Origin of the sequence: Pseudomonas sp. JZ134 (assembly GCF_051027695.1) — a bacterium.
GTDB classification, from domain to species: Bacteria; Pseudomonadota; Gammaproteobacteria; order Pseudomonadales; family Pseudomonadaceae; genus Chryseomonas; species Chryseomonas luteola.
In genome coordinates this window covers 2,579,498-2,594,108 of record NZ_CP069250.1, presented here as the reverse complement: position 1 = coordinate 2,594,108, position 14,611 = coordinate 2,579,498, and the positions used below count along the sequence as shown (strand labels likewise).

Here is a 14,611-nt window from a genome sequence, read left to right as displayed (position 1 = left end):
CTCTGCCGGTTGATTGAATACATATTAGGGGCAACCGGGCTGGTGCCCGGACATCAATGAATGCTGTATAGCTTTCTGGCGCGCAGTATGACTCGATGGTGTTGTCCCTGACCGAGGGGTGACTTAAATGCACGAAAGCGTTATGCAGCGGATGTGGGAAAGCGCTCACCTATCAGGTGGGAATGCCTCCTATGTCGAAGAGCTCTATGAGCTCTATCTGCACGATCCCAATGCCGTTCCTGAGGAATGGCGCTCTTATTTCCAGAAGCTTCCTGCAGATGGAAATTTCTCCCCTGACGTATCGCACTCAGCGATCCGTGATCACTTCGTTCTCCTGGCAAAAAATCAACGCCGTGCCCAGCCTGTCTCAGCAGGTACAGTTAGCAGTGAGCATGAGAAGAAGCAGGTCGAAGTTCTGCGCCTTATTCAGGCTTATCGTATGCGCGGCCATCAGGCTGCGAGTCTGGATCCGCTGGGGTTGTGGCAGCGTCAAGCGCCTGCCGACCTGTCACTCAATCACTATGGATTGACTGACGCAGATCTCGATACGACCTTCCGCACCGGCGAGTTGTACTTCGGCAAAGAAGAGGCAACTCTGCGGGAAATACGGGATGCTCTGCAAGAGACATATTGCCGCACTGTCGGTGCGGAGTTCATGCATATTGTCGATTCCGAGGAGCGCCGCTGGTTCCTGCAGCGTCTGGAAAGTGTCCGTGGGCGTCCTCAGTATTCCGCCGAAGCCAAGACACATCTGCTCGAACGCCTAACGGCCGCAGAGGGTTTGGAAAAGTATCTGGGTACCAAGTATCCAGGCACCAAGCGCTTTGGCCTGGAGGGTGGAGAAAGCCTCATTCCGCTGATCGACGAAATCATCCAGCGCTCCGGCTCCTATGGCGCCCAAGAGATCGTAATCGGTATGGCCCACCGTGGCCGCTTGAACGTACTGGTTAACACGCTAGGCAAGAATCCTCGCGATCTTTTCGATGAGTTCGAAGGCAAGAAAATCGTTGAGCTGGGCTCCGGTGATGTGAAGTACCACCAGGGTTTCTCTTCCAACGTAATGACTGAAGGTGGAGAAGTTCACCTGGCGCTCGCCTTTAACCCGTCACACCTGGAAATCGTTTCTCCAGTGGTGGAAGGATCGGTACGCGCACGTCAGGATCGTCGTAGCGACAAATCCGGCGACAAGGTCGTTCCGATTTCCATTCATGGTGATGCGGCCTTTGCAGGGCAGGGTGTAGTGATGGAAACCCTGCAGATGTCCCAGACCCGGGCTTACAAAACCGGTGGCACGCTGCATATCATAATCAACAACCAGGTCGGCTTTACCACAAACCGCCAGGAAGATGCCCGTTCCACCGAGTATGCAACTGATGTTGCCAAAATGGTGCAGGCGCCTATCTTCCACGTGAATGGTGATGATCCGGAAGCGGTTCTCTTCGTGACACAGCTGGCGGTCGACTACCGCATGCATTTCAAGCGTGACGTAGTCATTGACCTCGTTTGCTATCGTCGTCGTGGCCATAACGAAGCTGACGAACCCAGTGGTACTCAGCCGCTGATGTATCAGCAAATCACCAAGCAGCGCACCACACGTGACCTTTATGCGGATGCATTGGTACAGGCCGGTGTGATGAGCGCCGAGCAGGTACAGGCTCAGTTCGAAAACTATCGTAGTGCCTTGGATGAAGGTCGCCATGTGGTGGCGAGCCTGGTCAAGGAGCCGAACAAAGGCCTGTTCGTTGACTGGCGCCCCTACCTGGGACATGCCTGGACCGCACGTCACGACACTCGATTTGACCTGAAGACTTTGCAGGAACTATCCAACAAGTTGCTGCAGCTGCCGGAAGGCCTGGTTGTACAGCGTCAGGTTGGCAAAATCCTCGAAGATCGCCAGAAGATGAGTGCTGGTGGACTCCCGATCAACTGGGGCTACGCGGAAACCATGGCCTATGCCACGTTGCTGCATGAGGGCCATCCGGTTCGTATTACTGGTCAGGATGTTGGCCGTGGTACGTTCTCGCATCGCCATGCTGTGCTTCATAACCAGAAGGATGGTGTGCCTTATGTTCCGCTGCAACATCTGAGCGAAGATCAGCCAAGTTTCGAGATCTACGATTCCTTGCTGTCCGAGGAAGCTGTACTGGCGTTTGAGTACGGCTATGCCACGACGACACCAAATGCTCTGGTGATCTGGGAAGCGCAGTTTGGTGATTTCGCCAACGGCGCGCAGGTTGTCATCGATCAGTTTATTACCAGTGGCGAAATCAAGTGGGGCCGCTTGTGTGGCCTGACCATGCTGCTGCCTCATGGTTATGAAGGACAGGGCCCCGAGCATTCCTCTGCTCGTCTGGAGCGCTACCTGCAACTGTGTGCCGAGCAGAACATCCAGGTATGCGTACCGACCACGCCCGCTCAGATCTACCATCTGTTGCGTCGCCAGGTTATTCGTCCGCTGCGTAAGCCACTTGTGGTTCTAACACCCAAGTCGCTTCTGCGTCACAAGCTTGCCATTTCCACACTGGAAGATTTGGCTGAAGGCTCGTTCCAGACTGTTATACCGGAAATCGATGCGATCGATCCGCAAAAGGTAACCCGTCTGGTCATGTGTAGCGGCAAGGTCTATTACGACCTTCTTGAGAAGCGCCGTACCGAAGGTCGTGAAGATACAGCGATCGTACGCATCGAACAGCTTTATCCGTTCCCTGAGGATGACCTGACAGAAGTCATGTCTGCCTACAGCAATCTGACGGATATTGTTTGGTGTCAGGAAGAGCCTATGAACCAGGGTGCCTGGTATTGCAGTCAGCATCATATGCGTCGCGTCATTTCAGCGCTCAAGCCTGAGATTGGCCTTAAGTACGCAGGACGTGATGCCTCCGCTGCGCCGGCAGTTGGTTACGCTTCGATGCATGCCGAGCAGCAGGAAAAACTGCTGAACGATGCTTTTAATGGTTAACGCGCGCGCATAAAACGAATTAAGGAATCCAATAGAATGGCTATCGAGATCAAAGCCCCAACATTTCCAGAGTCGGTTGCAGATGGCACCGTCGCTACTTGGCACAAGAAGCCTGGTGAAGCCGTAAAGCGGGACGAACTGCTGGTTGATATCGAAACTGACAAGGTTGTCCTGGAAGTTGTGGCTCCCGCTGACGGTGTGTTGGCCGAAGTCTTGAAAAACGAAGGCGACACCGTGCTGAGCGAAGAAGTCATTGCACGCGTGGAGGAGGGTGCTGCAGCTGCTGCGCCAGCCGCTAGTGCTCCGGCCGTAGCGTCGTCTGCTGCGCCTGCTGCTGCAGCTCAGGATGAAGAGGATCCGATTCTGGCGCCAGCCGCTCGTAAGCTGGCAGAAGAAAATGGTCTGGATCCAGCCAGCATCAAGGGCACCGGAAAAGGCGGTCGCGTAACCAAGGAAGACGTTGTAGCCGCTATCGAAGCCAAGAAAGCTGCGCCTTCCGCTCCGGCAGCCAAGCCGGCTGCAGCGGCTGCGCCGGCACAGACCTTTGCTGCAGGCGATCGCGTCGAGAAGCGTGTACCGATGACACGTCTGCGTGCCAAGGTCGCCGAGCGTCTGGTCGAGGCTCAGTCAAGCATGGCCATGTTGACTACATTCAATGAAGTCAACATGAAGCCGATCATGGAGCTACGCGCCAAGTACAAGGACATGTTTGAGAAGAAGCACAATGGCGTACGCCTTGGCTTCATGTCTTTCTTTGTTAAGGCGGCGACCGAGGCTCTCAAGCGTCAGCCAGGCGTCAATGCCTCTATCGATGGTAGCGACATCGTTTACCACGGTTATCAGGACATTGGTGTTGCGGTTTCCAGTGATCGTGGCCTTGTTGTTCCGGTGCTGCGCAATGCCGAGCTCATGAGCCTGGCTGAAGTCGAGGGTACCATTGCTGATTTCGGCAAGAAGGCGAAAGCCGGCAAGTTGACCATGGAAGACATGCAGGGCGGTACTTTTACCATCTCCAACGGTGGTGTTTTTGGCTCGTTGCTATCCACTCCGATCGTTAACCCGCCGCAGACTGCCATCCTTGGCATGCACAAGATCCAGGAACGGCCTATGGCAGTGAATGGTCAGGTTGTCATTCTGCCGATGATGTACCTTGCTCTGTCCTATGATCACCGTCTGATCGACGGTAAGGAAGCCGTAACCTTCCTGGTCACCATGAAGGATCTGCTGGAAGACCCGGCCCGTCTGCTGCTGGATATCTAATCTGGTCCATATATAGAGACGGCTTCGTAAGAAGCCGTCCGGTTTATCGAAATAGGATGAAACTTATGAGCGAAAAATTCGACGTAGTCGTGATCGGTGCCGGCCCTGGCGGCTATGTGGCTGCCATCCGTGCTGCGCAGCTCGGCCTGAAAACTGCCTGTATCGAGCGATACAAGGGTAAGGAAGGCAAGGTCTCCCTGGGTGGTACCTGCTTGAACGTAGGTTGCATTCCTTCCAAGGCGCTGCTGGATAGCTCTTACAAGTTTCATGAAGCGCATGAAGGCTTCAAGGTTCACGGCATCGATGCACCCAACGTGACTATCGATGTACCTGCCATGATCGGTCGTAAGGATCAGATCGTTAAGAACCTGACAGGTGGTATCGGCACGCTATTCAAGGCCAACGGTGTAACGCTGTTGGAAGGACATGGCAAGCTGCTAGCTAACAAGCAGGTTGAAGTGACAGGTCTGGACGGTCAGACTCAAGTTGTCGAAGCGACAAATGTCATCCTGGCTTCGGGCTCGCGTCCGATCGAAATTCCGCCGGCTCCGCTTGTTGAAGGCATTGTTGTTGACTCCACGGGTGCTCTTGACTTCACTGAAGTTCCGAAGCGTCTGGGCGTTATTGGTGCAGGCGTTATTGGTTTGGAACTGGGCTCGGTATGGGCTCGTCTGGGTGCCGAAGTAACTGTTCTGGAAGCGCTGGACAAATTCCTGCCGGCTGCCGATGAGCAGATTGCGAAGGAAGGCCTGAAGATTCTAACCAAGCAAGGTCTGAACGTTCGTCTGGGTACACGTGTAACCGGTTCGGAAGTCAACGGAAACGAAGTGACCGTGACCTTTACCGACTCTACCGGTGAGCAGAAGCAGACGTTCGACAAGCTGATCGTAGCCGTAGGCCGTCGTCCCGTGACGACCGATCTGCTGGCTTCTGATTGCGGCGTGGAGAGCGATGAGCGCGGATACATCTATGTTGATGACTATTGCGCTACCAGCGTACCCGGCGTTTACGCAATCGGTGACTGTGTACGCGGCCTGATGCTGGCTCACAAAGCTTCCGAAGAAGGTGTCATGGTGGCCGAGCGTATCGCAGGTCACAAGGCTCAGATGAACTATGATCTGATTCCTTCGGTTATCTATACCCATCCGGAAATGGCATGGGTCGGCAAAACCGAGCAGGCTTTGAAGGCTGAAGGCGTTGAAGTGAATGTCGGCACCTTCCCGTTTGCTGCAAGTGGCCGAGCCATGGCGGCCAACGATACGGCTGGCTTGGTCAAGGTAATTGCCGACGCCAAGACCGATCGCGTTCTAGGTGTTCATATTATTGGCCCAAGTGCAGCGGATCTGGTTCAGCAAGGCGCCATCGCCATGGAATTCGGCACCAGTGCCGAAGACCTGGGCATGATGGTGTTCTCGCACCCAACACTGTCTGAAGCGCTGCATGAAGCGGCCCTGGCGGTGAATGGCCATGCCATTCATATTGCCAACCGCAAGAAGCGTTAAGACGGTAGACCAACGGTGAGCAGCCCGCCGCTACTCCAGGGGAGGGCCGCAGGAACGCTCACCGGACTGCCAGAGGGCAGTTACAGGTGGCGCGGCGCCAGTGAGCGCAGCGCCGAAAATGCGCAATACCTAACGAAGACGGTAGATAAGCATGAATCTCCACGAGTATCAGGGTAAGCAGCTGTTCGCTGAGTACGGCCTGCCTGTATCCAAGGGCTTCGCTGTAGACACCCCGGAAGAAGCGGCGGAAGCCTGCGACAAAATCGGCGGCAGCGAGTGGGTCGTTAAAGCACAAGTTCATGCGGGTGGCCGTGGTAAAGCCGGCGGTGTGAAGCTGGTCAAGAGCCGTGAAGACGCCAAGGCGTTTGCTCAAAACTGGCTAGGCAAAAATCTGGTGACCTACCAGACTGATGCTAATGGTCAGCCGGTTAGCAAGATCCTGGTTGAGTCCTGCACGGACATCGACAAGGAACTGTACCTCGGTGCGGTCGTTGACCGTTCCAGCCGCCGTATCGTTTTCATGGCCTCCACCGAAGGTGGCGTGGACATCGAAAAAGTTGCGCACGACACGCCTGAGAAAATTCTGAAGGCAACCGTTGATCCTCTGGTAGGTGCTCAGCCTTATCAAGGCCGTGAGCTGGCTTTTCAGCTAGGCCTGACCGGTAACCAGATCAAGCAGTTCACCCAAATTTTTGTTGGTCTGGCCAAGCTGTTCCAGGACTATGACCTGGCGCTGCTGGAAGTGAACCCGCTGGTCATCAAGAAAGATGGCGACCTTCACTGTCTGGATGCCAAGATCAATATCGATAGCAACGCCATGTATCGTCAGCCCAAGCTGCGTGCAATGCATGATCCATCCCAGGATGATGCTCGTGAAGCCCATGCGCAGAAGTGGGAACTGAACTACGTTGCACTTGAAGGTAACATTGGCTGCATGGTCAATGGTGCAGGTCTGGCCATGGGTACCATGGACATCGTTAACCTGCATGGCGGCAAGCCGGCCAACTTCCTGGACGTAGGCGGTGGCGCGACCAAAGAGCGCGTAACCGAAGCGTTCAAGATCATTCTGTCCGACAGCAATGTTAAAGCCGTACTGGTTAATATCTTCGGCGGTATCGTTCGTTGCGACATGATTGCTGAAGGCATCATCGGCGCAGTGAAAGAAGTCGGCGTGAAGGTTCCCGTCGTTGTGCGCCTGGAAGGCAACAACGCTGAGTTGGGTGCCAAGGTCCTGGCCGAAAGCGGTCTGAACATCATCGCGGCAACTAGCCTGACCGACGCTGCCCAGCAGGTCGTCAAGGCCGCGGAGGGTAAGTAATGAGCGTCCTGATTAATAAAGACACCAAAGTTATCTGCCAGGGCTTTACCGGTAGCCAAGGTACTTTCCACTCCGAGCAAGCTATCGCCTACGGCACCAAGATGGTTGGCGGTGTAACGCCAGGCAAAGGTGGTACTACCCACCTGGGGCTGCCCGTATTCAATACGGTTAAGGAAGCAGTAGAAGCGACCGGCGCCGAGGCTTCGGTCATCTATGTTCCGGCTCCTTTCTGTAAGGACTCCATTCTTGAAGCCGCGTTTGGTGGTATCAAGCTGATCGTTTGCATCACCGAAGGCATTCCTACGCTGGATATGCTGGATGCCAAGGTCAAGTGCGATGAGTTGGGCGTACGCCTGATTGGTCCAAACTGCCCAGGCGTAATCACACCCGGCGAATGCAAGATCGGCATCATGCCTGGCCACATTCATTTGCCAGGTAAGGTCGGCATTGTTTCCCGTTCCGGTACGCTGACGTACGAAGCGGTCAAGCAAACCACTGACGCAGGTTTCGGCCAATCCACATGTGTGGGTATCGGCGGTGACCCGATTCCGGGTTCCAACTTCATCGATATTCTGAAGCTGTTCCAGGAAGATCCCCAGACCGAAGCGATCGTCATGATCGGTGAGATCGGTGGTTCTGCCGAAGAAGAGGCTGCAGCCTTCATCAAGGCCAATGTGACCAAGCCTGTTGTGTCCTACATTGCCGGTGTTACTGCACCTCCTGGCAAGCGTATGGGTCATGCGGGCGCAATCATCTCTGGCGGCAAAGGTACTGCTGACGAGAAGTTCGCTGCGCTGCAAGACGCAGGCGTCAAGACCGTACGTTCCCTGGCTGATATCGGCAAGGCCCTGGCCGAGCTGACTGGTTGGGAAGTCAAGAAGGCGTAAGCCTTACCTTGATGCAAAGGCCACCTTTAAGGTGGCCTTTGTTTTTATAGGGCTGATAAATTTTTAGTTCTGTAAATCGCTGATCGATCGACAATACTGCTACAGAGGGCCTGATTTCGGCTCGTTTAGTCGGGGTGTAAGACGTTTTTGCTGCCTTTGTCTGCAGATTTCGTTAGGATGTGCACCCTTCACAGCCACCGTCTCCAAAAGAGTAGGGTAGCCATTAGTGGTCCGCTTTAGCCAAGCGGGCGTCGTTCCTAATAAGCAACGGGAACCCTTCGCGATCAATCTGTCTGAATCCGGTATTCCCTTAAATGAAATCTCTGAAAGGCCAGGATATCCTGGCGCTTGGCTTTATGACCTTCGCTCTCTTTGTAGGCGCGGGTAACATCATTTTCCCTCCGATTGTAGGCTTGCAAGCCGGTCCCCACGTTTGGGCTGCGGCTATTGGCTTCCTTATTACAGCGGTAGGCTTGCCTGTACTAACAGTGGTTGCCTTAGCTCGTGTAGGCGGCGCCATGAATGCGCTGAGCTCACCAATCGGACGGGTAGCCGGTGGCCTGTTGGCAGCGGTCTGCTATTTATCAGTCGGTCCGCTGTTTGCCACCCCACGTACTGCAACTGTCTCATTCGAGGTTGGGCTTGCGCCCCTTACAGGTGGTGGGGCGCTACCGCTGTTTCTCTACAGCCTTGTCTATTTCTGTGTTGTATTGCTGGTATCGCTTTATCCAGGTCGGTTGTTGGATACGGTGGGCCGTTTCCTGGCGCCGTTGAAAATCCTGGCGCTTGCCATTCTGGGGGCGGCGGCATTCCTATGGCCTGCCGGCGGGACGGGCGAGTCCGTTAAAGCTTATCAGGCACAGGCGTTTTCCCAAGGTTTCATTAATGGTTATCTGACCATGGATACGTTGGGCGCTCTGGTGTTTGGCATCGTCATTGTAAATGCGATCAAGGCGCGTGGCATTGAATCAGCAACACTGATTACGCGCTACGCTGTTATTGCAGGACTGATTGCAGGTGTTGGGTTGGCTCTGGTTTACATCAGCCTGTTCCAGCTGGGCTCTACCAGCCATTCATTGGTGCCAGCGGCCACTAATGGGGCAGAGGTGCTTCATGCCTATGTACAGCATACGTTTGGTGAACCTGGCAGTATTTTCCTTGCCTGTCTGATTTCGCTTGCCTGTCTGGTCACTGCGGTTGGATTGACCTGCGCCTGTGCAGAATACTTTAGTGAAGCCCTGCATCTGCCTTACAAAGTTCTGGTTGTTGCACTGGCACTTTTTTCTCTACTCGTTTCGAATCTGGGTTTGACTCATCTGATTCAAATATCCGTACCCGTGCTGACGGCCATTTATCCGCCGTGCATTGTCTTGGTTGTGCTTAGCTTCTGCTCCAGACTGTGGCATTCATCCTCGCGCGTTGTAGCCCCTGTCATGCTGGTTGCGTTTCTGTTCGGCGTTGTAGATGGCATAAAGGCGGCAGGTTTTGATGCCAGCTGGATTACATGGCTGGAGGCCAAGCTTCCGCTGGTAGATCAAGGGCTGGCGTGGCTCATTCCATCGGTTGTAGTGGGTGTATTGGCTACGCTCTGGGATAGACAGCAAGGCCAGCCACAGGCCGTGCGAGCTTCATAAGAGCTTTTTCCCGGTAATAAAAAAGCCCGCTACTGCGGGCTTTTTTATTACAAGCTTACTGCTGCTTGGTGTTCGGATCACCGCCTTGCAGAGGCTGATCCGGATTTCCCTGAGGAGAAGTATTGGTGCCGGTATCCTGAGCTTCTTTAGCTTGCTCTTGGGCGGCTTCAGTACGCTCTTGAGCAGCCTGATTGCTTTCCTTGGCTGCTTCATTCATGTGTTCTTGAGCTTTCTGCTCGGATTGCTGTGCGTCTTGTGCCTTTTCTTCGGAAGGCTTGTCACAGGCAGCTAAGCCAAGGGCTGCAGCAAGCAGCAGGGCGTAAGCGAAAGGTTTTTGCATGGTCTTCTCCTTGTTTAATTCACGGCAGCACTTCGAGCATACGTATACAGCGAAGTTCCGCGTAGACCTTCTTAGCGTCTATGGCGGTATGCGAGCCTAACAGGTACGGCTGCCAGACCTATTGGCAGCAATCATGGCCAGGTAGTTCCTGACATTTGATTAAATGGCCCGGATATGAGACCTGCAATCCGTTTTGGGTTGAAAAATAAGGACTTGCCCCCATTTTGCGTCCATCACCGCTATCGCGGCTCAACCGTCATCTGTGGAGTTCGTAACCATGAGTGTGGAGACTCAGAAAGAAACATTAGGTTTTCAGACTGAAGTGAAGCAGCTGCTTCATCTCATGATTCATTCTCTGTATTCCAACAAGGAAATTTTTCTTCGGGAGTTGGTTTCCAACGCATCCGATGCGGCGGACAAGCTCCGCTTTGAGGCCCTGGCCAAGCCGGAGCTGCTTGAGGGCGGCGACGCGCTCAAGATCCGTATCAGTTACGACAAGGATGCACGCACTGTCACGATAGAGGACAACGGCATCGGCATGAGCCGTGAGGATGTCGTTACGCATCTGGGAACTATTGCCAAATCAGGCACCGCTGATTTCCTTAAGAACCTGTCGGGCGACCAGCGCAAGGACTCCCACTTGATCGGCCAGTTTGGGGTCGGTTTTTATAGTGCCTTTATCGTAGCGGACAAAGTGGATGTCTTTACACGCCGTGCTGGACAGCCTGCTGCGGAAGGGGTTCACTGGAGTTCGAAAGGCGAAGGCGAGTTCGATGTTGAAACCATCGAAAAACCTGAGCGTGGTACTCGCATCGTTCTGCATCTGAAAACAGGCGAAGAAGAGTTCGCTGACGGCTGGCGTCTGCGTAATATCATCAAGAAGTATTCTGATCACATTGCACTGCCGATCGAGCTGCCAAAAGAGCACCACGGAGAGGACGCACCCTCAGAGCAGGAGTGGGAAACGGTCAACCGGGCCAGCGCGTTGTGGACACGGCCGCGTACTGAAGTCAAGGATGAGGAATACCAGGAGTTTTACAAGCACGTCTCCCATGATTTCGAGAACCCTCTGACCTGGAGTCACAATAAAGTAGAGGGCAAACTTGAATACACCTCGCTGCTTTATGTACCTGCACGCGCACCCTTTGATCTGTACCAGCGTGAAGCGCCGCGTGGATTGAAGCTTTATGTGCAGCGCGTATTCATTATGGATCAGGCTGACGAGTTCCTGCCCCTTTACCTGCGCTTCATCAAGGGTGTGGTGGATTCCAACGATCTCTCGCTTAACGTCTCTCGTGAGATTCTTCAGAAGGATCCGGTCATCGACTCCATGAAGTCGGCGTTGACCAAGCGGGTCCTGGATATGTTGGAAAAGCTGGCCAAAAACGAGCCGGAGCAATACAAGCAGTTCTGGAGTGCTTTTGGACAGGTACTGAAAGAAGGGCCGGCGGAGGACTTTGCCAATCGTGAGAAGATTGCCGGCTTGCTGCGTTTTGCATCGACTCATGGAGATGCGGGTGAACAGGACGTTGCGCTCGCTGACTACATTGGTCGCATGAAGGAAGGGCAAGACAAGATCTACTACCTGACAGGCGAAAGCTACAATCAGGTGAAGAGCAGTCCACACTTGGAAGTTTTCCGTAAGAAGGGTATCGAAGTCCTTCTGCTAACGGATCGCATCGATGAGTGGCTGATGAGCTACCTGACTGAGTTCGATGGTAAGGCATTCGTTGACGTCGCTCGTGGCGATCTGGACTTGGGTAAGCTTGATTCCGAAGAGGACAAGAAGGCTCAGGAAGAAATAGCCAAGGCCAAAGAAGATCTTGTTGGTCGCATCAAGAAGGCACTGGATAACGAGGTCAGCGAAGTGCGGGTTTCTCATCGCCTGACAGACTCACCGGCTATTCTGGCAATCGGCGAACAGGACCTGGGTCTGCAGATGCGTCGCATCCTTGAGGCGAGCGGCCAGAAGGCCCCTGAATCCAAGCCGATTTTTGAAATCAATCCACAGCATCCTTTGATTGAAAAGCTGGACATGGAGCAGGATGAAGACCGCTTCGTAGATTTAGCTCATGTCTTGTTCGATCAGGCAGCTCTCGCTGCAGGTGATAGTCTCAAGGATCCGGCTGCGTACGTGCGCCGTCTCAATAAGCTTCTGGTAGAACTTTCTGCCTGATGCGCTGATAAAGCCCGCTTCTGGCGGGCTTTCTTTTAACACCCAACGACGAAGAGGTAACCCATGGCCGAAATGACGGTTAAGGCAATCCAGTATGAGATCGATGGACAGCCGTTCGAAGGGCAGCTGGTCTACGATGCTGATCAGCCCCAGACGCGGCCAGCAGTTCTGCTTTCGCCTAACTGGATGGGCGTATCGCAAGGTGCTATTGATTTAGCCAAGCGCCTTGCCAGCGAAGATGGGCTGGTTTATTTCATCGTGGATTTTTATGGTCAGAAGGTGCGTCCTGCTAATGCAGATGAGGCGCTGGCAGCCATGATGCCGATTCGTAATGATAGGGCTTTACTACGCAAGCGCCTGCAATCTGCTTATCAGGCGCTTGTTGCTCAAGCAGGCACTGTTGCAATAGACACGAAACACATTGCTGCCATTGGTTTTTGCTTTGGTGGCTGTGCTGCGCTTGAGTTGGCGCGTGAAGGTGCAGAATTGGCTGCTGTTGTCACTTTCCATGCCAATCTGGATACGCCAAATCCTGAAGATGCCCGTAATATCAAAGCACCCGTTCTAGTGCTGCATGGGGCTGCTGATCCGTTAGTGCCTAGCGAACAGATTTCTGCTTTCGAGGCAGAAATGACCGCAGCCAATGTCGATTGGCAAGTTATCAGTTACGGTAACGCTGTCCATTCCTTTACTGATCCGGAAGCCAATAATCCAGGCAAGCAGCAATACAATCCGGTTGTTGCCAAACGCGCCTTTCTGGCTATGCATAATCTGTTTGATGAGGTCATGTCGCGCTAGTATGCGAAGACCCGCAGCAGTGCCTAGTCTAAGAAAAGCCCGCCAATAGGCGGGCTTTTTATGACCTGTAAGATTTAGTCGTCGTCATGCATATTGGATTGCAGGTAGTTCTCAATCCCTACCTTGTCGATCAGCCCCAACTGAGTTTCGAGCCAATCGATATGCTCCTCTTCAGACTCTAGGATGTCTTTGAGCATGTCGCGACTTACATAGTCTCGAACACTTTCACAGTACACAATTGCATCTCGTAGGTCGGCAACCGCTGCGATTTCCAGGCGAAGGTCACACTCAAGCATTTCCTTGGTATTTTCACCAATCATCAACTTGCCAAGATCCTGAAGGTTTGGAAGGCCTTCAAGAAACAGGATTCGCTCAATCAGACGATCCGCATGCTTCATCTCGTCGATTGACTCATGGTATTCATGGTGGCCAAGTTTTTTCAGGCCCCAGTCGTTATACATGCGCGAATGGAGGAAGTACTGATTGATGGCAACAAGCTCGTTTCCAAGTATCTTGTTGAGATGCTGAATGACTTTAATGTCGCCTTTCATGACGGCTCCGCCCAAGGATTATGTAATACAAGTCTGGGCGCGAAGCGAGAGCTTGTCAAACGTAAGTTATTGAATTGATTATGAAAAACATCTGTGAATAACACGCTTTCGCAACTGATTCATAACCTACTGATTTTTAGACATAAAAAAACCGGGCCAAATGCCCGGTCCTTAAAAATCTGTTTATCAGGCTTGGGATAATCCGACCGGGTAGGCCAGACTTTGAGCCGCCTGAAGCTCGCCAAGGGTTTCTCTGACAACCGTTTTAGCCAGGCAGGCACATTTACCGCATTGAGTACCTACTCCTGTGCATTCCCTTACTTCCCGATAGCTGCAGCATCCTTCGTAGATAGCTTCACGGATTTGCTTATCGGTGACACCTCGGCACAAACATACGTACATGGCGATTCGTCTATGGCTGAAAAGAGATGTCGGCAGACTAATCGTAGTGAGAATGATTGTCAAAGCGTTATAGGAGGGAATGTTATTAACCTGCCGAGCGGCACGATGGCCGCTCGGCAAAAGGTTTATTCAGGGTCCATCCAGCCGCCCAGCTCACGCCAGCGATTGACGATACCGCAGAACAGATCGGCCGTTTTTTCCGTGTCATAACGGGCAGAGTGCGCTTCCCGATTATCAAACTCGATTCCAGCGCTTTGGCAGGCTTTGGCTAGTACCGTTTGCCCATAAGCTAGTCCGGCTAATGTAGCCGTGTCAAAGCTTGAGAAGGGGTGAAAGGGGTTTCGTTTGATACCAGAGCGCAAGACCGCAGCGTTGAGAAACGCAAGATCAAAGCTACTGTTATGACCTACCAAAATGGCTCGCTTGCAACCGTTGGCCTTCAAAGATTTCCGCACCCCACGGAAGATCTCCGTAAGGGCATGTTCTTCCTTGACGGCCATCCTCAGCGGGTGATCAAGCTTGATGCCAGTAAACTCGAGCGCGGCAGGTTCTACATTGGCCCCTTCGAATGGCTCGACCCGAAAGAAATGGGTGTGCTCAGGGAAGAGAAAACCTTTCTCATCCATCCCAATGACAGTAGCGGCTATTTCCAATAGCGCATCGGTGGCCGCATTGAAGCCACCGGTTTCTACGTCCACGACTACAGGTAGATAGCCACGAAAGCGTCGGGCCATTGGAATACGCGAGTCGGACATTGGCGCGGTGTTTTCCATTTCTTCCGCGA

12 protein-coding genes are annotated in these 14,611 nt (G+C 53.3%); 8 read left to right on the top strand and 4 right to left on the bottom strand.

The genetic code is table 11. From position 1 onward, the window contains the following. Window positions 1-127: 127 nt before the first annotated feature. From JQR86_RS12055 to brnQ, 6 genes are all read left to right on the top strand, one after another. Window positions 128-2,959 (top strand): 2-oxoglutarate dehydrogenase E1 component, encoded by a 2,832-nt coding sequence (locus tag JQR86_RS12055; protein ID WP_026003888.1) that lies wholly within the window; start codon window positions 128-130, stop codon window positions 2,957-2,959. Between the two features lie 36 nt (window positions 2,960-2,995). After that, on the top strand, window positions 2,996-4,219 hold the full coding sequence (gene odhB / locus JQR86_RS12050; RefSeq protein WP_074827373.1) for a 2-oxoglutarate dehydrogenase complex dihydrolipoyllysine-residue succinyltransferase: 1,224 nt from the start codon (window positions 2,996-2,998) through the stop codon (window positions 4,217-4,219). Between the two features lie 65 nt (window positions 4,220-4,284). After that, window positions 4,285-5,721 carry a dihydrolipoyl dehydrogenase gene (gene lpdA, locus JQR86_RS12045; protein WP_010797807.1) on the top strand — a complete coding sequence of 479 codons (1,437 nt, stop codon included), beginning with the start codon at window positions 4,285-4,287 and terminating at the stop codon, window positions 5,719-5,721. Between the two features lie 151 nt (window positions 5,722-5,872). After that, entirely contained in the window at window positions 5,873-7,039 is a 1,167-nt protein-coding gene (gene sucC / locus JQR86_RS12040; RefSeq protein WP_019365384.1) for an ADP-forming succinate--CoA ligase subunit beta, read from the top strand. Beyond that, window positions 7,039-7,926 (top strand): succinate--CoA ligase subunit alpha, encoded by an 888-nt coding sequence (gene sucD, locus JQR86_RS12035; RefSeq protein WP_003087428.1) that lies wholly within the window; start codon window positions 7,039-7,041, stop codon window positions 7,924-7,926. The genes sucC and sucD overlap by 1 nt, the downstream gene beginning before the upstream one ends. A 314-nt stretch (window positions 7,927-8,240) precedes the next feature. Beyond that, window positions 8,241-9,560: a branched-chain amino acid transport system II carrier protein gene (gene brnQ, locus JQR86_RS12030; RefSeq protein WP_219653200.1), complete on the top strand. Its 1,320-nt coding sequence runs from the start codon at window positions 8,241-8,243 to the stop codon at window positions 9,558-9,560. Window positions 9,561-9,615: 55 nt separating this feature from the next. On the opposite strand, the gene JQR86_RS12025 is transcribed toward brnQ, so the two are convergent. Continuing rightward, window positions 9,616-9,900, bottom strand: a complete 285-nt coding sequence (locus tag JQR86_RS12025) for a hypothetical protein (protein ID WP_010797811.1) — start codon at window positions 9,898-9,900, stop codon at window positions 9,616-9,618. Between the two features lie 277 nt (window positions 9,901-10,177). Here JQR86_RS12025 and htpG point away from each other — a divergent pair, with 277 nt between their 5' ends. Continuing rightward, window positions 10,178-12,076 (top strand): molecular chaperone HtpG, encoded by a 1,899-nt coding sequence (gene htpG / locus JQR86_RS12020; protein WP_125887836.1) that lies wholly within the window; start codon window positions 10,178-10,180, stop codon window positions 12,074-12,076. Between the two features lie 63 nt (window positions 12,077-12,139). Continuing rightward, window positions 12,140-12,874, top strand: coding sequence for a dienelactone hydrolase family protein (locus JQR86_RS12015; RefSeq protein ID WP_074827365.1), 735 nt, complete (start codon window positions 12,140-12,142; stop codon window positions 12,872-12,874). 74 nt (window positions 12,875-12,948) lie between these two features. On the opposite strand, the gene bfr is transcribed toward JQR86_RS12015, so the two are convergent. The 3 genes from bfr to rnt form a co-directional block, all read right to left on the bottom strand. Continuing rightward, window positions 12,949-13,425, bottom strand: coding sequence for a bacterioferritin (bfr, locus tag JQR86_RS12010; RefSeq protein ID WP_019365389.1), 477 nt, complete (start codon window positions 13,423-13,425; stop codon window positions 12,949-12,951). Window positions 13,426-13,611: 186 nt separating this feature from the next. Then, entirely contained in the window at window positions 13,612-13,827 is a 216-nt protein-coding gene (locus JQR86_RS12005; protein WP_073450677.1) for a bacterioferritin-associated ferredoxin, read from the bottom strand. 125 nt (window positions 13,828-13,952) lie between these two features. After that, window positions 13,953-14,600 (bottom strand): ribonuclease T, encoded by a 648-nt coding sequence (gene rnt, locus JQR86_RS12000; protein WP_407363362.1) that lies wholly within the window; start codon window positions 14,598-14,600, stop codon window positions 13,953-13,955. Window positions 14,601-14,611 lie beyond the last annotated feature (11 nt).